Origin of the sequence: Melaminivora jejuensis (assembly GCF_017811175.1) — a bacterium.
GTDB classification, from domain to species: domain Bacteria; phylum Pseudomonadota; class Gammaproteobacteria; order Burkholderiales; family Burkholderiaceae_C; genus Melaminivora; species Melaminivora jejuensis.
Window position 1 is genome coordinate 2,023,689 of sequence record NZ_JACWIJ010000002.1, and the last position, 19,595, is coordinate 2,043,283.

General features: G+C 69.7%; 19 protein-coding genes, 1 tRNA gene and 1 pseudogene. 16 read left to right on the plus strand and 5 right to left on the minus strand.

From position 1 onward, the window contains the following. Positions 1-57: 57 nt before the first annotated feature. The 3 genes from mutY to mutM all read right to left on the minus strand — a co-directional run bounded on the left by mutY (position 58) and on the right by mutM (position 4,068). Positions 58-1,137, minus strand: coding sequence for an A/G-specific adenine glycosylase (gene mutY / locus IDM45_RS09605; RefSeq protein ID WP_209422642.1), 1,080 nt, complete (start codon positions 1,135-1,137; stop codon positions 58-60). A gap of 10 nt (positions 1,138-1,147) precedes the next feature. Then, positions 1,148-3,130, minus strand: a complete 1,983-nt coding sequence (locus IDM45_RS09610) for a dynamin family protein (protein WP_209422643.1) — start codon at positions 3,128-3,130, stop codon at positions 1,148-1,150. Positions 3,131-3,240: 110 nt separating this feature from the next. Further along, a complete protein-coding gene (gene mutM / locus IDM45_RS09615; protein WP_209422644.1) occupies positions 3,241-4,068 on the minus strand; it encodes a bifunctional DNA-formamidopyrimidine glycosylase/DNA-(apurinic or apyrimidinic site) lyase in 828 nt (275 codons plus the stop codon). Between the two features lie 95 nt (positions 4,069-4,163). Here mutM and IDM45_RS18095 point away from each other — a divergent pair, with 95 nt between their 5' ends. From IDM45_RS18095 to pth, 8 genes are all read left to right on the plus strand, one after another. After that, positions 4,164-4,985, plus strand: a complete 822-nt coding sequence (locus tag IDM45_RS18095; protein WP_325168961.1) for a tetratricopeptide repeat protein — start codon at positions 4,164-4,166, stop codon at positions 4,983-4,985. Beyond that, positions 4,982-5,962: a tetratricopeptide repeat protein gene (locus IDM45_RS18100; protein WP_325168962.1), complete on the plus strand. Its 981-nt coding sequence runs from the start codon at positions 4,982-4,984 to the stop codon at positions 5,960-5,962. The genes IDM45_RS18095 and IDM45_RS18100 overlap by 4 nt, the downstream gene beginning before the upstream one ends. Beyond that, positions 5,959-6,486: an outer membrane lipoprotein LolB gene (locus tag IDM45_RS09625; protein ID WP_209422645.1), complete on the plus strand. Its 528-nt coding sequence runs from the start codon at positions 5,959-5,961 to the stop codon at positions 6,484-6,486. Before IDM45_RS18100 ends, IDM45_RS09625 begins: the two co-directional genes overlap by 4 nt. A gap of 1 nt (position 6,487) precedes the next feature. Continuing rightward, positions 6,488-7,339 carry a 4-(cytidine 5'-diphospho)-2-C-methyl-D-erythritol kinase gene (gene ispE, locus IDM45_RS09630; RefSeq protein WP_209422646.1) on the plus strand — a complete coding sequence of 284 codons (852 nt, stop codon included), beginning with the start codon at positions 6,488-6,490 and terminating at the stop codon, positions 7,337-7,339. A gap of 39 nt (positions 7,340-7,378) precedes the next feature. Further along, positions 7,379-7,455, plus strand: a tRNA-Gln gene (locus IDM45_RS09635). 87 nt (positions 7,456-7,542) lie between these two features. Beyond that, complete coding sequence (locus IDM45_RS09640; RefSeq protein WP_209422647.1) at positions 7,543-8,508, plus strand: ribose-phosphate pyrophosphokinase; 966 nt, start codon at positions 7,543-7,545, stop codon at positions 8,506-8,508. 124 nt (positions 8,509-8,632) lie between these two features. Next, positions 8,633-9,253 carry a 50S ribosomal protein L25/general stress protein Ctc gene (locus IDM45_RS09645; RefSeq protein ID WP_209422648.1) on the plus strand — a complete coding sequence of 207 codons (621 nt, stop codon included), beginning with the start codon at positions 8,633-8,635 and terminating at the stop codon, positions 9,251-9,253. A gap of 107 nt (positions 9,254-9,360) precedes the next feature. Continuing rightward, positions 9,361-9,972 carry an aminoacyl-tRNA hydrolase gene (gene pth / locus IDM45_RS09650; RefSeq protein WP_209422649.1) on the plus strand — a complete coding sequence of 204 codons (612 nt, stop codon included), beginning with the start codon at positions 9,361-9,363 and terminating at the stop codon, positions 9,970-9,972. Positions 9,973-10,033: 61 nt separating this feature from the next. On the opposite strand, the gene IDM45_RS09655 is transcribed toward pth, so the two are convergent. Continuing rightward, the gene (locus IDM45_RS09655) at positions 10,034-10,306 is read right to left on the minus strand and encodes a YfhL family 4Fe-4S dicluster ferredoxin (RefSeq protein WP_209422650.1); all 273 of its coding nucleotides are present in this window, start codon (positions 10,304-10,306) and stop codon (positions 10,034-10,036) included. 139 nt (positions 10,307-10,445) lie between these two features. On the opposite strand from IDM45_RS09655, the gene IDM45_RS09660 reads away from it, so the two are divergent. The 6 genes and pseudogenes from IDM45_RS09660 to IDM45_RS09685 all read left to right on the plus strand — a co-directional run bounded on the left by IDM45_RS09660 (position 10,446) and on the right by IDM45_RS09685 (position 17,150). Then, entirely contained in the window at positions 10,446-11,408 is a 963-nt protein-coding gene (locus IDM45_RS09660; RefSeq protein ID WP_209422651.1) for an ABC transporter permease, read from the plus strand. After that, on the plus strand, positions 11,405-12,241 hold the full coding sequence (locus tag IDM45_RS09665) for an ABC transporter permease (protein WP_209422652.1): 837 nt from the start codon (positions 11,405-11,407) through the stop codon (positions 12,239-12,241). The genes IDM45_RS09660 and IDM45_RS09665 overlap by 4 nt, the downstream gene beginning before the upstream one ends. A 20-nt stretch (positions 12,242-12,261) precedes the next feature. Then, positions 12,262-13,259: pseudogene (locus tag IDM45_RS09670) on the plus strand (ABC transporter ATP-binding protein). A gap of 80 nt (positions 13,260-13,339) precedes the next feature. Continuing rightward, positions 13,340-14,140, plus strand: coding sequence for an ATP-binding cassette domain-containing protein (locus IDM45_RS09675; protein ID WP_209422653.1), 801 nt, complete (start codon positions 13,340-13,342; stop codon positions 14,138-14,140). Positions 14,141-14,232: 92 nt separating this feature from the next. After that, positions 14,233-15,729, plus strand: a complete 1,497-nt coding sequence (locus IDM45_RS09680; protein WP_209422654.1) for an ABC transporter substrate-binding protein — start codon at positions 14,233-14,235, stop codon at positions 15,727-15,729. A gap of 2 nt (positions 15,730-15,731) precedes the next feature. Next, a complete protein-coding gene (locus IDM45_RS09685; protein ID WP_209422655.1) occupies positions 15,732-17,150 on the plus strand; it encodes an amidase in 1,419 nt (472 codons plus the stop codon). A 62-nt stretch (positions 17,151-17,212) separates the two neighbouring features. Here the strand turns inward: IDM45_RS09685 and IDM45_RS09690 are convergent, their stop codons facing one another. Beyond that, on the minus strand, positions 17,213-17,938 hold the full coding sequence (locus IDM45_RS09690; RefSeq protein WP_209422656.1) for a LysE family translocator: 726 nt from the start codon (positions 17,936-17,938) through the stop codon (positions 17,213-17,215). 133 nt (positions 17,939-18,071) lie between these two features. Between IDM45_RS09690 and IDM45_RS09695 the strand changes: the two genes are divergently transcribed. Both IDM45_RS09695 and IDM45_RS09700 read left to right on the plus strand, forming a co-directional pair. Continuing rightward, positions 18,072-18,680 carry a hypothetical protein gene (locus IDM45_RS09695; protein ID WP_209422657.1) on the plus strand — a complete coding sequence of 203 codons (609 nt, stop codon included), beginning with the start codon at positions 18,072-18,074 and terminating at the stop codon, positions 18,678-18,680. 158 nt (positions 18,681-18,838) lie between these two features. Beyond that, positions 18,839-19,567, plus strand: coding sequence for a hypothetical protein (locus IDM45_RS09700; protein ID WP_209422658.1), 729 nt, complete (start codon positions 18,839-18,841; stop codon positions 19,565-19,567). The last annotated feature ends 28 nt before the right edge of the window (positions 19,568-19,595 follow it).

Here is a 19,595-nt window from a genome sequence, read left to right on the forward strand (position 1 = left end):
GCTTGCTGGGCAAGGGTTTGAGGCCGAAAAGAATGAAATTTTCGGCCTCTGCAATCATCAGGCCATGTCCCCCGCCAGGCCATCCAACAGGCTGCGGATCGGCGCCGGCAGGCCCAGGGCGCCCCACTGGGCAGCGTCGTACCAGCCGCCCGGCTGGTCTTCCTGCACGGCTGCCGCAGCACCTGGCGCGAGCACCGGATGCAGATGCAGATCGCGATGCGTCAGCACATGGGTGAAGGCCGGCAATTCCTGCACCGCTGCGCTGTCCTCTTCCAGCCCCAGCGCCGCCAGCAGTGCCTCGCGGCTGTCCCAGACCGGCGGGCAATACAGCCCGGCCCAGATGCCGGCACCCGGGCGGCGCTGCAGCCAGATGCGGCCTGCGGCGTCGCGCTGCAGCAGCAGCCACCAGGCCTGGGCACTGCGCCGGAGCGTGCGCGTGCGCACCGGGTAGCGCTCGGGCTGGCCATCGCGCCGTGCCACGCAGATGTCCTGCAGCGGGCACAGCAGGCAGGCCGGCTGGCGCGGCAGGCAGATGCCGGCGCCCAAGTCCATCAGGCCCTGGGTGTAGCGCGGCATGGTGGCGGCCAGGTCGCTGTCGGGCGATGGCAGCAATGCTTCGGCGCGTTGCCACAGGAGTCGCTCATTGGCCGGGCGCGCCAGGTCGTCGGCGAAACCCAGCACCCGGGTCAGCACGCGGCGCACGTTGGCATCCAGGATGGGCGCACGCACGCCAAAGCAGAACGCGGCAATCGCCCCCGCCGTCGAGCGGCCGATGCCGGGCAGCGCCGCCAGGGCCTCGACGCTTTGCGGAAACTGGCCGCCGTGCTCGGCCATCACCACCTGCGCACAGCGGTGCAGGTTGCGCGCCCGGCTGTAGTAGCCCAGGCCGCTCCACAGCGCCAGCACTTCGTCGAGCGGTGCTGCGGCCAGGCTGGCCACGTCGGGCAGGCGCTGCAGGAAGCGCTCGTAGTAGCCCAGCACCGTGGCTACCTGGGTCTGCTGCAGCATGATTTCCGACAGCCAGACGCGGTAGGGTTCGCGGGTGTTCTGCCAGGGCAGATGGTGGCGCCCGTGCGCGCCTTGCCAGCGCACGACGCGCTCGGCAATGCTGCCGCCCGCATCGACCGGCCGGGTCATGTGGGCTGGGTCATGCGGGCTGCTGCAGCGGCTCGGACAGGTCGATGTCCACAGCGCGCGCACCCGCCGGCTCATCGCCCGGCAGTTGCAGCAGCGCGCCGGTGAGCGCATCCAGGCGGGCCTGCAGCTCGTTCAGGTAGCGCTCGCTGTCCTCCAGCTCGGCGATGCGCTCGGCCAGGCTCTCGGCGGCGGTCTGGATGCGCGTCACGGCCTCGATGCGGCGCGCAAAGCTGTTCTTGCGTTCGCGCAGCTGCACGTCCAGCTGCGCCGTGGCGGCCTTGCTCCACTGCTCCAGTTCGGTGGCCGCGCCCTCGAAGACAGTGCGCAGGCGCAGGTTGAGTGCGCGCAGCAGGCGCTGGGTGAATTCGGGCTGCGCCAGGCGCAAGGTGTTGCCCATGCCGACGTATTGCAGGTGGCGCTGTTCGACCTCGCGCAGATCCAGGCTGAACGAACCCAGCTCCGGCGCTGGCGGCACCTGCAGTGAAAAGCCGTGCTCGGCATTGAGCTGGCGGAAGGTGCCGGCCAGCATGGCCTGGATCTCGATGCCGGTGGTCTGCGCCGACTCGACGATGGCGCGCGCACCGGCGAAGGTTTCGGCATAGACCTTGCGCACGCCCAGCTTCAGGCCGGCGGGGGTCAGCGCCTCGGTCAGCGGCACCAGCTGCGCCTTGAGCGAACGCGCCCCGAGCTGGCGGAACAGCTCGCGCAGCATCTTCAGTTGCACGGCGCGCACTGCCTGGATGCGCGCGGCGCTGGCCTCGAACTCCTGCTGCTCCTGCTCGATGCGCACGCGCATGGCGTCGATCACCGAGGCGTTCTTGCCGCGCAGGCTGCGCAGCTCCAGCATCTGGTCGTCCAGATCGCGCCGGCGCACATTGATGGTGCGCTGGGCCTGCTCGTGCAGCGCCTGGACGCTGGCCGTCACGGTGGCATGCAGGATGGCCTGGCGCCGCCCGACGATGCCCTCGGCCAGCGCTTCCTCCAGCGCCGGCAGGCCGCTGGCCTCCAGCAGCACGTCGTCGCACTGGATCTTGGCCACCAGGCCCTTTTGCGCCGACACCGGCACCACCCGGGACAGCGGCACACCCAGCATTTCGGCGGAGGTATGGCACTGGCGCTCCAGTTGCGCCTGCACCTGCGAGGGCGAGCTGAGGCTGTCCCACAGCGTGTCGATCTTGTTGAGTACCACCAGGCGGGCCTCTTGCGCGGCAGCCTCGCCCAGATGCTCGCGCCAGATGGCCAGATCCGAGCGCGTCACTCCGGTGTCGGCCCCCAGGATGAAGACCACGGCATGGGCCTGCGGGATCAGGTTGATGGTCAGCTCGGGCTCGGCGCCCACGGCGTTCAGGCCGGGCGTGTCCAGGATGACCAGGCCCTGGGCCAGCAGCGGGTGGGGAATATTGATCAGCGCATGGCGCCACATGGGCACCTCGACCAGGCCAGCGGCGTCGGGCACGGGGTTGTCGTCGCCGCCCTCGTCCTGCCAGAAACCCAGGGCACGTGCCTCGTCCACCGGCACGCGGCGCACCTGCGAGACCTTCTCCAGCGCACCGGCCAGCTGCGCGGCATCGTCCATGTCCAGCGGCACCTCGACCCAGCGGTCGGTGCGCATACGCCACTCGGCCAGGCCCTGCGACTGCAGGCGCGTCTCGATGGGCAGCAGGCGCAGGCTGGGCGCCGTGCCGCTTTCGTAGCCGATCTCGGTCGGGCACATGGTGGTGCGCCCGGCGCTGGCCGGCATGATGCGCCGGCCATAGCCGGCAAAGAACACGGCGTTGATGAGTTCGGACTTGCCGCGCGAGAACTCGGCCACGAAAGCGACCATCACCTTGTCGCGCCGCACCTGCTCCTCCAGGTTGTGCAGGCGCTCCTGCACGGCAGCGCTCATCAGGTCGTGCGCCGACATCCACTGGCCCAGTTGGCCAAGCTGCTGGGCAAAGGCACGTCGCCAGGCGCCGTGCTGGTCAAACTGTTCGTTGAAGGAAGGTACCACTGGGCTTGCGCTGGAGATAAGGGTCTGGCGGCGTGCCCGCAGGGGCACGTGGGCTGGCCGGCTCAGGCGAGCCGGAAGTCGGCGGCCAATATAGCACTGGCCTTGAAACTTCAGTTTCGCTGACAGCGTCGGCAGAAAAAGGTGCTGCGCTGGCCCTGGCGCAGCATCTGCACCGGCTGGCCGCAGCCCGGGCAGGGCTGGCCCTGGCGGCCATAGACGCGAGTTTCGGTCTGGAAGTGCCCAGCGCTGCCGTCGGCGCTGGCAAAGTCGCGCAGCGTCGTGCCGCCGCGCTCCACGGCGCGCTCCAGCACCTGGCGGATGGCCGCGTGCAGCCGCCGGGCGCGCACCGGGCCGATGCTGCAGGCTGCTGCAGTGGGCCGGATGCCGGCCAGGTGCAGCACCTCGCTGGCATAGATGTTGCCCACGCCCACCACCAGCCGGCCCGCCAGCAGCAGTTGCTTGATGGGCGCGCGGCTGGCGCGCAGACCGGCGTGGAAGACGGCGAGGTCGAACTGCGCTTCATCCAGCGGCTCCATGCCCAGGCCGTCCAGCAGCTTGCGCGCGCGCTCGTCATCCAGCCCCGTCACCCAGACCACGGCGCCAAAGCGGCGCGGATCGTGCAGGCGCAGCGTGCCGCGCTCGGTCGTCAGGTCGAAATGATCATGCTTGCCGGGCGGCGGCAGCTCGGGCGCGAAGCGCAGGCTACCCGACATGCCCAGGTGCATCAGCAGCAATCCGCCAGCGCCACCGTCGAGTTCCAGCAGCAGATATTTGCCGCGTCGGCGCACATCCGTCACGCGCCGCCCGGCCAGGGTCTCCGGCGCGCAACCCAGCGGCCAGCGCAGCGGCTTGCCCAGGCTGACCTGCTGCACGCTGGCGCCGGTGATGGCATCGGCAAAGCTGCGGCGAGTGACCTCGACTTCGGGCAGTTCGGGCATGGCGGCTGAAGGGACGGAAAGTGGCGTGAAAACGCACCGGCTGGCGCTGGCTCAGCCGACAGAAAAGGCCGGCAGGCTTGGATTATTATGGGTCGATGCTGCTTTTGCTCCATCGTTTCAGGCCTTTGGCCATTGCCGCCTGGCTGGCCCTGGGCGCGCTGCCGGGCGCCTTTGCCCAGTCTGGCGTGCTCGGTAGCCCCACAGGGCCGGTGTCGGCGCCCCTGCCGGAAATCGAAGACCCGGAGCCGGCGCTGGCCGACCGCGACACTGCCTTGACCGCCGAGCTGTTCTATGAACTGCTGATGAGCGAGATGACCACCAGCAATGGCGATGCCGCCACCGGCTACGCCCTGATGCTGGACGCCGCCCGGCGCAGCCATGACCCGCGCCTGTACCGCCGCGCCAGCGAGATGGCGCTGCAGTCACGCTCGGCGGAGGCCGCCCTGATTGCCATCCGCGCCTGGAACAACGCCTACCCCGAATCGCGCGATGCCAATCGCTACCTGCTGTATGTGCTGGTCATGCTCAATCGGGTCAACGAAAGTGGCGAACCCCTGAAAAAGGAGCTGGCACGCGCCAACACACGCGACAAGCTGTCCACCATCCGCGCCCTGCCCCAGCTCTATGCCCGCGCCAGCAGCAAGAGTGGCGCTGCACGCGTGGTCGAAGAGGCTCTCAAGGCCGAGCTGCAGCACCCTGCCGTCGGCCCGGCGGCCTGGGTCACCCTAGGGCGTATGCGCCTGGTGGCGGGCGACAAGGCCGGTGCGCTGCAGGCGACGCGCGAAGCCCTGGCCCTGGATCACACCGAGGACGGCGCTGCCGCGCTGGCGCTGCAACTGATCGAGCTGGGCGACAGCGGCGCCGAAGCGCTGCTGGCACCCTACTTTGCCGCCACCCCCTGCCCGAGTTGCGCATGACCTACGCCCGGCTGCTGCTGGAGGCGCAGCGGCTGGCGGATGCACAGGAGCAGGTGGACGCCCTGACCCGCGAGCGCCCCGACGCCCCGGAGGCCTGGCTGATCCAGGCGTCGCTCAAGCTGCAGTCGGGCGAACTGCAGCAGGCGCAGGAGGCGCTGGAGCGCTTCACCCAGCTGCTGGAAGCAGCCCCGGCCAGCGAGGCACGCGAGCGCGCCATGACGCAGGCCTGGCTGATGCACGCGCAGATTGCCGAAAAACGCGGCGATCTGGCCCAGGCCGAGGCCTGGCTGGCACGCATCGACAACGGCGCCGAACTGCTGAGCGCGCAGGTGCGGCGCGCCTCGCTGCTGGCGCGCCAGGGCAAACTCAGCCAGGCGCGCGCGCTGATCCGCGCCACACCGGTCAAGACCGAAGAGGATGAGCGCCTGAAGTGGCAGGCCGAGGCCCAGTTGCTGCGCGAGGCCGGCGAGTACCGCGAGGCCTACGACATCCAGGGCAAGGCCGTGGCGCTGGCACCGGACGACGACGACCTGCTTTATGACCAGGCCATGCTGGCGGAAAAGGCCGGCCAGCCGCGCGAGGCCGAACGCCTGCTGCGCAGCATCATCGCGCGCAAGCCCCAGCACCACCATGCGCTCAATGCCCTGGGCTATCTGCTGGCCGACCGGGGCGAGCGCCTGAGCGAGGCGCGCACCTTGATCACCCGGGCGCTGGAGCAGATGCCGGGCGACCCTTTCATCACCGACAGCCTGGGCTGGGTGGAATTCCGCCTGGGCCAGCGCGAACGCGCGCTGGAACTGCTGCAGCAGGCTTTCGAGACTCAGCCTGATGCGGAGATCGCCGCCCACCTGGGCGAAGTGCTGTGGAGCCTGGGCCGGCGCAAGCAGGCGCTGCAGGCCTGGCGCGAAGGCCAGCGCCTGAACCCGGACAACGACACGCTGCGCGAAACCCTCAAGCGCCTGGGAGTGCAGCTTTGAGCGCTGCCCTGCCACCCCGGCGGGCACGCCGGCACTGCCTGGCCCTGCTGGCTGCCGGCTGCGGCGCCCTGCTGGCCGGCTGCGCCCAGCCGCCGCACTCGGCAGCCGATGCCGGGCGCAGCGACTTCTGGAGCGGTCGCCTGGCGGTGCAGGTCGAGGAGAGCGGGGACGCGGCAGCGCAATCCTTTAGCGCCGGCTTCACCCTGTCCGGTTCGGCCAGCGCAGGCGAACTGCGACTCTTCACGCCCTTGGGCAATGCCCTGGCCGAACTGCGCTGGGCACCCGGCCATGCGGCGCTCAGGAGCAGCGACGGCGAGCGCGCATCACCCTCGCTGCAGCAGCTGACGCACGAGCTCACTGGCGTCGATCTGCCGGTGGAGGCACTGTTTGCCTGGCTGCACGGCGATGCTGTCCAGGTGGCCGGCTGGCAGGCCAACCTGTCGCGCCTGGGTGATGGGCGGCTCGTCGCCGTGCGCCACACCCCTGCACCTCAGGCCACGCTGCGCCTGGTGCTGGAGCGTTGAAGTGCGCGCACTGCACGACGTGCCGGCCCCGGCCAAGCTGAATCTGTTCCTGCACATCACGGGCCGCCGCGCCGACGGCTACCACCTGCTGCAATCGGTCTTCGTGCTGATCGACTGGTGCGACACGCTGCATTTCGAACTACGCCCGGATGGTGCCATCACGCGCGAAGACCTGGGTGCGGCGTTGCCGCCTGACGATCTGTGCCTGCGCGCCGCACGCGCCCTGCAGCGCGCCACCGGCTGCACGCAGGGCGCGCACATCGCCATCGACAAGCGCATTCCCGCCCAGGCCGGCATGGGCGGCGGCTCGTCGGACGCGGCCAGCGTCCTGCTGGCGCTCAACCGGCTGTGGGGCCTGGGCCTGACGCGCGCGCAGCTGCAGGCACTGGCCCTGGCACTGGGCGCCGACGTGCCGTTCTTTTTGTGCGGCACAAACGCCTGGGTGGAGGGAATTGGTGACATAATTTGCCCTCTCGAATTGCAGCACGCGTTCGAATGCGAGCGCTTCGTGGTCGTCAAGCCCGAAGCCGGACTGGATACCAAGGCAATTTTTTCCAGCCCTTTGCTCAAACGCGATTCACAGCGTGCTACAATCGCAGACTTTGCTGCAGCACCAAACCGTTTCACCCGAAACGACCTGCAGCCAGTTGCCCAGGCACTGTGCCCGGATGTCGATAAAGCCCTGCAGTGGCTCGCATCCAAAGGGTTGTCAGGCCGGATGACAGGCTCAGGCAGTGCGGTGTTTGCACAAAGTTCGCGCGCAGTCGATCTGCTCGATGCACCCGCAGCATGGCAGGTCAGAATGTGCGAGAATCTCGGGCTTCATCCGCTTGCCGGTTGGGCCAGGGATTGAAAGATCAAGGGTGGATTGGTCACGCCAGTCAACCTGTGTAGGGGAGTCGCCAAGTCGGTTAAGGCACCGGATTTTGATTCCGGCATGCGAGGGTTCGAGTCCTTCCTCCCCTGCCAAATTTCTTCAGCCCCCAGCGGGCATTTTTCAGTCCCAGACGCTCTCGCCCGGGACGCGGCACAAGTCCACAAGCCCAGTTGTTGCACATGCAAGCCCACTCACCTGATTTCATGGTTTTCACGGGCAATGCCAACCCCGTGCTGGCCTCGGACATCGCCCGCCACCTGGGCACCACGCTGGGCGCCGTCGATGTCGGTCGCTTCTCCGACGGCGAGGTCACCGTCGAGATCAAGCAGAACGTGCGCGCGCGCGACGTGTTCGTCATCCAGTCCACCTGCCAGCCCACCAACGAGAACCTGATGGAGCTGCTGATCATGGTCGATGCGCTCAAGCGCGCCTCGGCCGAGCGCATCAGCGCCGTCATCCCCTACTTCGGCTATGCGCGCCAGGATCGCCGCCCGCGCTCCACGCGCGTGCCGATCTCGGCCAAGGTCGTGGCCAACATGCTGCAGGCCGTGGGTGTGGCGCGCGTGCTGACCATGGACTTGCACGCCGACCAGATCCAGGGCTTCTTCGACATCCCGGTGGACAACATCTACGCCTCGCCGGTGCTGCTGGGCGACCTGATACAGAAGGACTACGACGACCTGATCGTGGTCAGCCCCGACGTGGGCGGCGTGGTGCGCGCGCGCGCCCTGGCCAAGCAGCTGGGCTGCGACCTGGCCATCATCGACAAGCGCCGCCCCAAGGCCAACGTCTCCGAAGTCATGCACGTGATCGGCGAGATCGAGGGCCGCAACTGCGTCATCATGGACGACATGATCGACACCGCCGGCACGCTGGTCAAAGCCGCCGAGGTGCTCAAGGAGCGCGGCGCAAAGAAGGTCTATGCCTATTGCACGCACCCCATCTTCTCCGGCCCGGCCATCGACCGCATCGCCAACGGCACGGCCCTGGACGAGGTGGTCGTGACCAACACCATTCCCTTGAGCGAGGCTGCGCGCGCCTGCGCCAAGATCCGCCAGCTCTCCGTGGCACCGCTGATCGGCGAGACCATCCACCGCATCGCCCGGGGCGAGTCGGTCATGAGCCTGTTTTCGGAGCAGAACTGAAGGTTTTCCAGCGTCCGCCGCGTGCGGTCGCACATCGCACGGCCCGCAGCCTTTCCTGGCATGGCGGGCCTTTTTCAACCACGGGCCGAGCTGGTCGCGGCCGGCCCTGACAGGAGTTATCCAAATGCAATTCGTCGCTTTTGAGCGCGCCAAGCAAGGTACGGGTGCGAGCCGCCGCCTGCGCATCACGGGTCGCGCCCCGGGCATCGTCTATGGCGCCGGCGCCGAGCCCCAGATGATCGAGCTCGATCACAACGCCCTGTGGCACGCCCTTAAGAAGGAAGCCTTCCACTCCAGCATCCTGGACATGGAGCTGAACGGCCAGACCTCCAAGGTGCTGCTGCGCGACGTGCAGTACCACCCCTTCAAGCAGCAGGTGCTGCACGTGGACTTCCAGCGCGTGGACGAGCGCACCCGCGTACACCTGAAGGTGCCGCTGCACTTCGAGGGCGTGGAGGAGTCCCCTGCCGTCAAGCAGGAAGGCTGCACCGTGACCCCGGTGATGCACGAGCTGGACGTGGTGTGCATGCCCTCGCAGCTGCCCGAGTTCATCAAGGTCGATCTGAGCCAACTGACGGCCAAGTCCACCGTGGGCGTGCAGTCGCTCAAGCTGCCGCACGGCGTCAAGGCTGTGGTGCGCGGCTCCAACAAGAACCCGGCACTGATCTCCATCAAGCTGCCCGAGGTCGTGGTCGAGGCCGCTGCCGCTGCCCCGGCTGCTCCCGCCAAGAAGGGCAAGAAGTAATCTTCTGCCCCAGGCCGCCCCCGCTGCCCTGGCAGCGGGGGCGGCCTTGCCTGCTGGCCCGCCGCGTGCGGGCCATTGTCGTTTTCATCACCCGGATAATGCGCCAGATGATCAGATTGATGGTGGGCCTGGGCAACCCCGGGCCGGAATACGAGGACACGCGCCACAACGCGGGCTTTGCGTGGATCGACCAAGTGGCCAGCCAGCTCAAGGTGCAGCTCGCGCCCGAGCGCAGCTACTGGGGCCTGGCGGGGCGCGCCAATGTGCAGGGCCAGGCGCTGTGGCTGCTCCAGCCCCAGACCTACATGAACCTGTCGGGCAAATCGGTGGCCGCGCTGGCGCGCTTTTTCAAGATCGCACCCGATGAAATCCTGGTGGCGCACGACGAGCTGGACTTCGAGCCCGGCACGGTCAAGCTGAAAAAAGGCGGCAGCCACGGCGGCCACAACGGCCTGCGTGACATCCACGCGCAGCTGGGCAGCGACTACTGGCGCCTGCGCATCGGCATCGGCCACCCGGGTCTCAAGCACGAGGTCGTGGGCTGGGTGCTCAAGCGCCCCATGCAGACCGAGCGCGAGCGCATCGAGGACAGCATCGCCCACGCCCTGAAAGCCCTGCCGGTGCTGCTGTCGGGCGACATGGACAAGGCCGTGCAGCAGATCAACACGCTCAAGCCGCCCCGGCCCAAGCCGCCGCGCCCGCCAGCAGCACCAGTTTGATTTAAGAAAGATAGCTACCAGCGCTTGTCTGGCAAGGCTTTGCGGCCAAAAAGACCAAAAATTATTTCACCAGCGCCGGCTGCGCTTGCTGTGCCTGCAGCCGCTCGAATTTCTGCAGCAGGCTCTCGTGGTCTTCCGGGTGCGCCGGATCCTTGGGGATGCAGGCCACGGGGCAGATGACCACGCACTGCGGCTCGCCGAAATGCCCCACGCACTCGGTACACCTGCCCGGGTCGATGACGTAGTGCTCGGTGCCCATGGAGATGGCCTCGTTGGGGCACTGCGGCTCGCAGACGTCGCAGTTGATGCATTCCTCGGTGATCTTCAGGGCCATGGGCGCGGATTATCCGCCCCGCCGGGCAGCAGCCCCAAGCGCCCCCCCGGCGACCCTGTTGCGTTTGCCGCTATGCTGCGGCCCCCAGGCGCATTGCCGTACTGCCGTACCGCCGCACTGCTGCGCCGCCCTGCATCCCATGGCCCTGTTCCTGCTCAAACGCCTGTCCACGCTGTTCGCCACGCTGCTGGCCGCCTCGGTCGTGGTCTTTGTGGTGCTGGAGATCCTGCCTGGCAACGCCGCCCAGGTGCTGCTGGGGCCGGACGCCGCGCCCGAGGCCGTGGCCGAACTGGCACGCCAGCTGGGCCTGGATCGAAGCGCCTGGCAGCGCTACTGGAGCTGGCTGGCCGGCCTGCTGCGCGGCGACATGGGCCTGAGCCACGCCTATGGCACTGCGGTGGGCGAGCTGATTGCCGAGCGCCTGCTGCTCACCGTGCCGCTGGCGCTGCTGGCCATGCTGCTGGCCAGCGCCATCGCCCTGGCTGCCGGCATCTACGCCGCCGCGCGGCACAACCGGCTGGGCGATGTGGGCGTGATGGCGCTGGCGCAGCTGGGCATTGCCATTCCCAACTTCTGGTTCGCCATCTTGCTGATCCTGCTGTTTTCGGTGCAGTTGCAGTGGTTCTCGGCGGGCGGCTTTCCGGGCTGGACGGCCGAAGCCGGCGGCGGCATCGGGCCGGCGCTGCAGGCCCTGCTGCTGCCCGCCATCTCGCTGGCCGTGGTGCAGGGCGCCATCCTGGCGCGCATCACGCGCTCGGCGGTGCTGGACGTGCTGCGCGAGGACTTCGTGCGCACCGCCCGCGCCAAGGGCCTGTCGCAGCGCGCCGCCCTGTGGCGCCATGTGCTGAGGAACGCCATGATCCCGGTGGTCACCGTCATGGGCCTGCAGTTCGCCAACCTGCTGGCCGGCACCATCGTGGTGGAAAACGTCTTCTACCTGCCCGGCCTGGGCCGGCTGATCTTCCAGTCCATTGCCAACCGCGACCTGGTCGTGGTGCGCAACTGCGTCATGCTGCTGGCGGCCATGGTGGTGCTGGTCAACTTCGTGGTCGATCTGCTGTATGCCGCCATCGACCCGCGCGTGCAGGTGGCCAGCACATGAAAGACCTGCTGCCGCGTGCGCTGCGCCAGCGCAGCCTGGTACTGGGCGCACTGCTGACCCTGGCGCTGCTGGCTGCGGCCCTGCTGTCCTTCGTCTGGACGCCCTGGCCGCCGTATGAGATGGACATGGACGCCGTGCTGCAGCCACCCAGCCGCGCGCACTGGCTGGGCACGGACGCCTACGGGCGCGATGTGGCCTCGCTGCTGCTGGTGGGCGCGCGCGCCACCATCGCCGTGGGCCTGATCGCCGTGGGCATCGGGCTGGCTGCAGGCACGCTGGCGGGCCTGCTGGCAGCGGCGCGCCGGGGCTGGGTGGAGGAGCTCATCATGCGCATGGCCGATTTCACCTTCGCCTTCCCGGCGCTGCTGCTGGCCATCATGCTCACCGCCGTCCACGGCCCGGGCATGGTGAATGCCATCATCGCCATCGGCATCTTCTACATCCCCACTTTTGCCCGCGTCACGCGCGCCTCGGCGCAGGCCGTGTGGGCGCGCGAGTACGTGCTGGCCGCGCGCGCCAGCGGCAAGGGCACGGCGCGCATCACCATCGAGCACGTGCTGCCCAACATCGCCTCGGTGCTGATCGTGCAGGCCACCATCCAGTTCGCCCTGGCCGTGCTGGCCGAGGCCGCGCTGTCCTACCTGGGCCTGGGCACGCAGCCGCCGCAGCCGTCGTGGGGCCGGATGCTGGCCGAGGCGCAGACGCTGATGTTCCAGGCGCCGCTCTTGGCCGTGTGGCCGGGCGTGGCGATTGCCCTGGCGGTGCTGGGCCTGAACCTGCTGGGCGACGGGCTGCGCGACGTGCTCGACCCGCGCCTGGCGCGCCAGCGCTGAGAGCCGGGCAGACCGTGGCCATGACCGACACCACCCTCCCGCTGCTGCAGGTGCAGAACCTGTCCATCAGCCTGCCGACCCGGCGCGGCCTGGTGCGCGCCGTGCATGGCCTGGATCTGACGCTGGCGCGCGGCGAGACCGTGGGCCTGATCGGCGAGTCGGGCAGCGGCAAGTCGCTCACGGCGCTGGCGCTGCTGGGCCTGCTGCCCGAGGGCGCGCAGGTGGCGGGCAGCTTTCGCCTGAACGGCCAGGAGCTGCTGGGCCTGCCCGAGCGCGACTGGTGCCGCCTGCGCGGCAACCGGCTGGCAATGATTTTTCAAGAACCCATGACGGCGCTCAACCCGGTGCATAGCATTGGCCGGCAGGTGGCCGAGCCGCTGCGCCTGCACCGCCGCCTGCCGGCGCGGGCGGCGCGCGCCGAGGCCATCGCCCTGCTGGAGCGCGTGGGCATCGCCCGCGCCGCCGAGCGCTTCGACGCCTACCCGCACCAGTTCTCCGGCGGACAGCGCCAGCGCATCACCATCGCCATGGCGCTGGCCTGCGCGCCGGATCTCCTGATCGCCGACGAGCCGACCACGGCCCTGGACGTGACCCTGCAAAAGCAGGTGCTGGAGCTGATCCAGGAACTGGTGGCCGAGCGCGGCATGGCGCTGCTGCTGATCTCGCACGACCTGGCGGTGATTGCCGGCGCGGTGCAGCGCACGCTGGTCATGTATGGCGGCACCGTGGTCGAGCAGGGCCGACGCACGCCGTCTTCGGCACTCTGGCCCACCCCTACACCCAGGGCCTGTTTGCCGCACGCCCGCAATTGGGCGCCGGACGCGTGCCGGGCCTGCGCCTGCCGACCATTGCCGGCACGGTGCCCGAACTGGCCGACCTGCCGCCCGGCTGCCCGTTTGCCGGGCGCTGCCCGCGCACCATCGCTGCCTGCAACGCGGCGCTGCCGGCGCCAGTGGTGGTGGGCGACGGGCACACGGCGCGCTGCATCCGCCTGAACGAGCCTGAGCCAGGTGGATAAGCTATGTTTTGTATAGCTGTCAGCGCTTGCTGGACAAGGGTTTCAGGCCTTTTTCATCCAGAAAACCGAGGGCTTGCCCGATGACTGCGCCGCCGCCCCTGCTGCAGGTGCGCGACCTGCACCACCACTACCCGCTGCCGCGCCGCCGCCTGCTGGGGCCGCGCCCACTGCTGCCGGTGCTGCACGGCGTGAGCCTGGACATCGCGGCTGGCCGCAGCCTGGGCGTGGTGGGCGAGTCCGGCTCGGGCAAGTCCACGCTGGCGCGCCTCGTCATGGCGCTGGAGGTGCCGGCCAGCGGCAGCGTGCAGCTGCTCGGGCGTGATCTGCACCGCCTGCCGGCGCGCGAGCTGCGCGCGGCGCGGCGTGATTTCCAGATGGTGTTCCAGGATCCCTACGGCTCGCTCGATCCGCGCCAGAACGTCGAGCGCATCGTCAGCGAGCCGCTGCGCGCCCTGCAGCAGCCCAGCCGCACTGAACTGCGCGAGCAAGTGGCCGAGGTGCTGGCCCAGGTCGGCCTGCGCCCGGGCGACGCGCACAAGTACCCGCACGAGTTTTCCGGCGGCCAGCGCCAGCGCATCGCCATCGCCCGCGCCCTCATCACCCGGCCCAGCCTGATCGTGGCCGACGAGCCCGTGAGCGCGCTGGACGTGTCGGTGCAGGCCCAGGTGCTGAACCTGCTGGCCGAGCTGCAGGAGCAGCGCGGCGTGACCTATCTGCTCATCAGCCACGACCTGGCCGTGGTCAGCCATCTGTGCGATGAGGTGCTGGTGCTGCAGGGCGGGCGCGTGGTCGAGCGCGGCGCGCCGCAGCAACTGTTCAGCCAGCCGCAGCACCCCTACACCCAGACCCTGGTGGCCGCCATGCCACGGCTGGCGCTGTAGCGTGCTGTAGTAAAAAGACGCCGGGCGCCGCATGGTGCGGCGCAGCATGGAACAACCACGGCACACGAAAGACTTCACAAGGAGATCCGCCCATGAGCTTCACCCGCCGCACCGCCCTGGCCACTGGCGCCCTGGCTGCCAGCGTCCTGACCACCCCGCTGCAGGCACTGGCCCAGTCTGCGGGCAAGGACAGCGTCACCCTGGCCATGACGCTGGAGCCGCCGGGGCTGGATCCCACCGCCGGCGCCGCCTCGTCGATCGCTGAGGTCACGCTCTACAACATCTACGAGACGCTGACCAAGATCAACCCGGACGGCAGCGTCTCGCCCCTACTGGCCGAGAGCTGGGAAGTCTCGCCCGACCTCAAGACCTACACCTTCCGGCTGCGCCGCGGGGTGAAGTTCCACAACGGCGCGCCCTTCAACGCCGAAACCGTCAAGTTCTCCTTCGACCGCGCCGGCGGCGACAAGAGCACCAACAAGGACAAGCGCACCTTCGCCAACCTGAGCACGCAGGTGGTCGATGAGCACACCGTGGTGCTGCTGAACCAGGAGATCGACCCGGATCTGCTGTTCCTGCTGGGCCAGGCCACAGCCATCATGGTCGAGCCGGGCAGCGCCGACAGCAACGCCGCCAAGCCCGTGGGCACCGGCCCCTACAAGCTGGGTGCCTGGAGCCGGGGCGCGTCGGTGTCGCTGGTGGCTTGGGATCAGTGGCGCGACGCGGCCAAAGTACGCATCCGCCGCGCCACCTTCCGCTTCATCCCCGACCCGGCCGCGCAGGTCGCCGCGCTGCTGGCCGGGGACGTCGATGCCTTTGCCCGCGTCACGCCACGCAGCATGGCGCAGTTCAAGGGCAACCCGCGCTTTCAGGTCATCGTCAGCGGCTCGCGCGCCAAGACCATCGTGGCCATCAACAACACCAAAAAGCCGCTGGACGACGTGCGCGTGCGTCGCGCCATCGCTGCCGCCATCGACAGAAAGGCCGTGATCCAGGGCGCTGCCGACGGCCTGGGCGTGCCGATCGGCAGCCACTACGTGCCCGGCGCGCTGGGCTATGTGGACACCACCGGCATCAACCCCTACGACCCGGACAAGGCCAGGCGGCTGCTGGCCGAGGCCGGCGTCAAGACGCCGCTGCAGCTGACCATGACGCTGCCGCCCGCACCCTATGCACGCCAGGGCGGCGAGGTGGTGGCAGCGCAACTGGCCAAGGTCGGCATCACGCTCAAGCTGCAAAACGTCGAGTGGGCGCAGTGGCTGAGCGGCACCTATGGCAACAAGAACTACGACCTGACCATCATTTCGCACGTCGAACCCTTCGACCTGGGCAACTTCACCAAGGCGGACTACTACTGGGGCTACCAGTCGGAGAAGTTCAACCGGCTCTACGACGAGATCAGGAACGCCCCCCGCCCAGCCGACCGCGCCCGTCTGCTGGGCGAGGCGCAGCGCCTGCTGGCCGAGGACAGCGTGCACGCCTTCCTGTACCAGCCACAGTGGGTCACCGTGGCCAACAAGAACCTGCGCGGGCTGTGGAAGGACATGCCGGTGTTCGTCAACGACCTGTCGGCGCTGTCCTGGGCCTGAGCATGGCCGAGTTGCACGAACTGTCCGCGCGCGAGCTGCTGGCGGGCTACCGCACGCGCGCGTTCTCGCCGGTCGAGGCCACGCGCGCGGTGCTGGCGCGCATCGAGCGCTGGGAGCCGCACCTGCGCGCCACCTGGCTGCTGCGCCCCGACAAGGCGCTGGCCCAGGCGCGCGAGAGCGAAGCGCGCTGGCTGCGCAGCGCGCCCTGCGGGCCGCTCGATGGCGTGCCGGCCACGCTCAAGGACAACATCGCCACGGCGGGCGACCCGACGCCGCTGGGCACGGCCGCCACCGAGCTGCGGCCCGCCCCCGCCGACGCCCCGCCCGCCGCGCGCCTGGCCGAGGCCGGCGCGGTGCTGGTGGCCAAGACCACCATGCCCGACTTCGGGATGCTGTCGTCGGGCCTGTCGTCGTTTCACGCGCTGGCGCGCAACCCCTGGGACTTGTCCAAAGGCCCGGGCGGCTCCAGCAGCGGCGCCGGCGCGGCAGCAGCAGCCGGCTATGGGCCGCTGCACGTCGGCACGGACATCGGCGGCTCGGTGCGCCTGCCGGCCTCCTGGTGCGGCATCTTCACGCTCAAGCCCAGCCTGGGGCGCATCCCGATCGACCCGCCCTACGTGGGCCGCGCCGCCGGCCCCATGACGCGCAGCGTGGGCGATGCCGCCCTGCTGATGCAGGTGCTGAGCCGCCCCGACGCGCGCGACAGCATGAGCCTGCCGGCGCAGGACATCGCCTGGGACGACTGGGCCAGCTGGGCCGACCGCCCCGGACGGCTGCGCGGCCTGCGCCTGGGCCTGCTGCTGGACGCCGGCTGCGGCCTGCCGGTGCAGCCCGAGGTGCGCGCCGCCGTCCTGGCCGCCGCGCGGCTGCTGGAGAGTGCCGGCGCCAGCATCGTGCCCCTGCGCCCCTTCCTGACGCGCACCATGCTCGACGGCATGGATCACTTCTGGCGGATGCGCTCGTACATGGATTTGCGCACCCTCGGCGCGCAGCAGCAGGCGCGCGTGCTGCCTTTCATCCGCGACTGGGCCATGAGCGCCGCCGCCTTCGACGCCGCGCACGTCTATGAGGCCAGCCAGCAGTTCCACGCCACGCGCGTGGCCACGGTGCAGGCCTGCGCGCAGGTGGACTATGTGCTGTCGCCGGTCGCGCCCATCACGGCCTTTGCCGCCGAGCTGCCCGCGCCGACCAACGACCCGCTGCGCCCGCTGGAGCACATCGCCTTCACCGTGCCCTACAACATGTCGGAGCAGCCGGCGGCCTCGGTCAACTGCGGCTGGAGCAGCACCGGCCTGCCCATCGGCCTGCAGATCGCCGGCCAGCGCTTCGACGACCTGGGCGTGCTGCGCCTGGCCCACGTCTTCGAGCAACTGCGCGGGCCACAGCGCCCCTGGCCCGAACCGCCTGCAGCCGAAAAATAATAGTCAAATCGGCTGGAAATCCAATACTGGCAAGCGCTTACAGCTATCATTTTTGATAACTGTCAGCGCTGTGCCGTAGCCAGGCGCAGCGCCAGAGCGAGAAAGACCAGGCCTGCCGTGCGGTTGAGCAGGCGCTGCGCCCGTGCCGAGCGCTGCAGCAGCACGCCGAACGCCCCGGAAAAGCACGCGATGGCGCCAAAGACCAGCAGCGTGGCCAGCATGAAGACCAGGCCCAGCAGCATGATCTGCGGCGCCAGCGGGCCACGCTGCGGATCGGCAAACTGCGGCAGGAAGGCCAGGAAGAAGATCAGCACCTTGGGGTTGGTCAGGTTCATGACCACGCCGCGCCCGACCATGCGCCAGGCGCTGGTGCGCGGCTGGGCTGGCGCGCCGGTGCCGGAGGTGCCGGACGTGCCGGACGTGCCGGACGTGCCGGACGCATTGGACATATTGGCCGGTGTCAGCGGCTCCTGGCTCCCCTTGCCCTCGGCGTCCGCGCTGGCCGGCGCCCGCAGCGCCCCCCAGGCCAGCCAGGCCAGATAGGCCGCGCCGCACAGCTTGAGCGCCGTGAACGCCACGCTGGAGGCGGCAAACACCGCGGCCAGCCCCAGCGCCACGGCCGCCGTGTGCCCCACCAGCCCCAGGCACAGGCCCAGCACCACGCACATGCCGGCGCGCCAGCCGCGCTGGGCGGACTGCAGCAGCACGAAGATATTGTCCGGGCCGGGCGTGAGCGCCAGCAGCGCGGCAACGCCGAAAAATGCGATCAGGGACTGTGCGGAGGGCATGGAGACCAGTTGGGGCAGGGCCAGGAAAGCCGGCCATTGTGCCCGCCCGCGCCCGCACAATAGCCTCTTCGCTGCCCCGCCCTCATGCTGCCGGGGCGCTCCGCCCTGCCGACTGATTTCGCTCCTGCACCCGATGGATCCTCTTGTCTTGCTTTTGCTTGCCGCCACCGGCTCCTGGCTGATCAACGGCCAGCAGCAGCGCCAGCGCGTCGCCTTGCTGGCCCAGCACCTGGCGCCCTACCAGATCGAGCGCCTGATGCAGGACTTGACCCAGGGCTATCTGCGCGCCGTGGGCGAGGCCACGCCCGAGCGGCGCCAGCAGGTGCTGGACACGCTGGCCGGCGCCGAGACGCAGCTATGCGCGCAGTTCGAGCGCTTTGCCGCCGACTTCGCCCGCTTGCCGGCCGCCGCCACCCGCGTCAGCCGCCTGGCGCTGGGCCTGCCCTTTGCCACGCAGCTGCTGCCCGGTGCAAGCTTCGACATGCGCGCCCTGCTGACCGTCCACGCACAAGGCATCGCCCGGGCGGCACGCAACGAGGGTGGCCTGGCCGCGCGCGACCGCGCCTTCGTCATGACGGCGGAGCTGCTGCTGATGCAGCACAGCTGCCACTGGTTCTGCAAGTCGCGCACCGTGGCCAGTGCCCGCGTGCTGGCGCGCCACCAGACACCACACGCCCAATTGGTGCAATCGGTGGCACCGGACACGCGCGCGGCCTATCTGGCACTGACCACGGGCGGCTGATCCGCACCTGCGGGCCGAGGGGACTGGTGCGCTGTGCAAGCCCCGGAACGCCCTGAACGCACCGCCACGGGCGCGCCCGCACGCTCACACACCTGCTTACATGCGGCACCGTCCTACCTGCACTCCTGCGGTGGGCTGCTTCAATGCCTAGCCAAGCCATGACAGACCACCAACCGCCCCTCACCCCCGCCCCTTCCCCCTGCCGCGCCTGGATGGCCCTGGGCGTGCAGCACGCCATCCTGGCGCGCGCCATGCCGGTGCTGCGCCATGACTTGGCAGGCCTGTTGACCATCATGCGCATGGGTGCCGTGGTGCTCAGGCGCCGCGCCGGCGATGCGGCCCAGGCAGCGGGCTCCGACACCCTGGCCCAGCAGCTGGAGCAGCAGGAAGAACACCTGGCCAGCCTGGCCGACAACGCCCGGCTGCTGCGCCACTGGGATCTGCAAGGCCCGCACACGCCCGAGCCGCTGGCCGAGACCGCTGCCCTGGCACGCCGGCTGTCGCGCCCGCTGCTGGCCATGCGCGGCCTGGCGCTGGAGCTGCCTGCCGAAGGCACGCCCGCCCTGCCCGCCGCCCGCACGCCGCAGCAGCCGGTGCTGTGCCTGCTGCTGGGGGCCATCCACCTGCTGGCAGAAAATCCCGCCGGCGCACCCGCCGCCATCCACCTGCAGCCCCTGCCCGGGCGCGCCGCCGGCCTGCGCGTACAGGCCAGCGGCACCTGCCCGGACGCCCCGCCCGCCGCCGCCACGCCCGGTATGCCGCCGCTGGACGGCGCTGCCCTGGCCTTGCTGGCCGAACACGTCGGCGCCCAGCTGCGCTGCGGCCCGGACTGGGTGGAAATCGAGGCCCCTGCCGCTGCCCCGGACGCCCGCCCGGCAGCAGCCTAGCTCAGCCCGGGGCCGCGCTCCCGGCTGC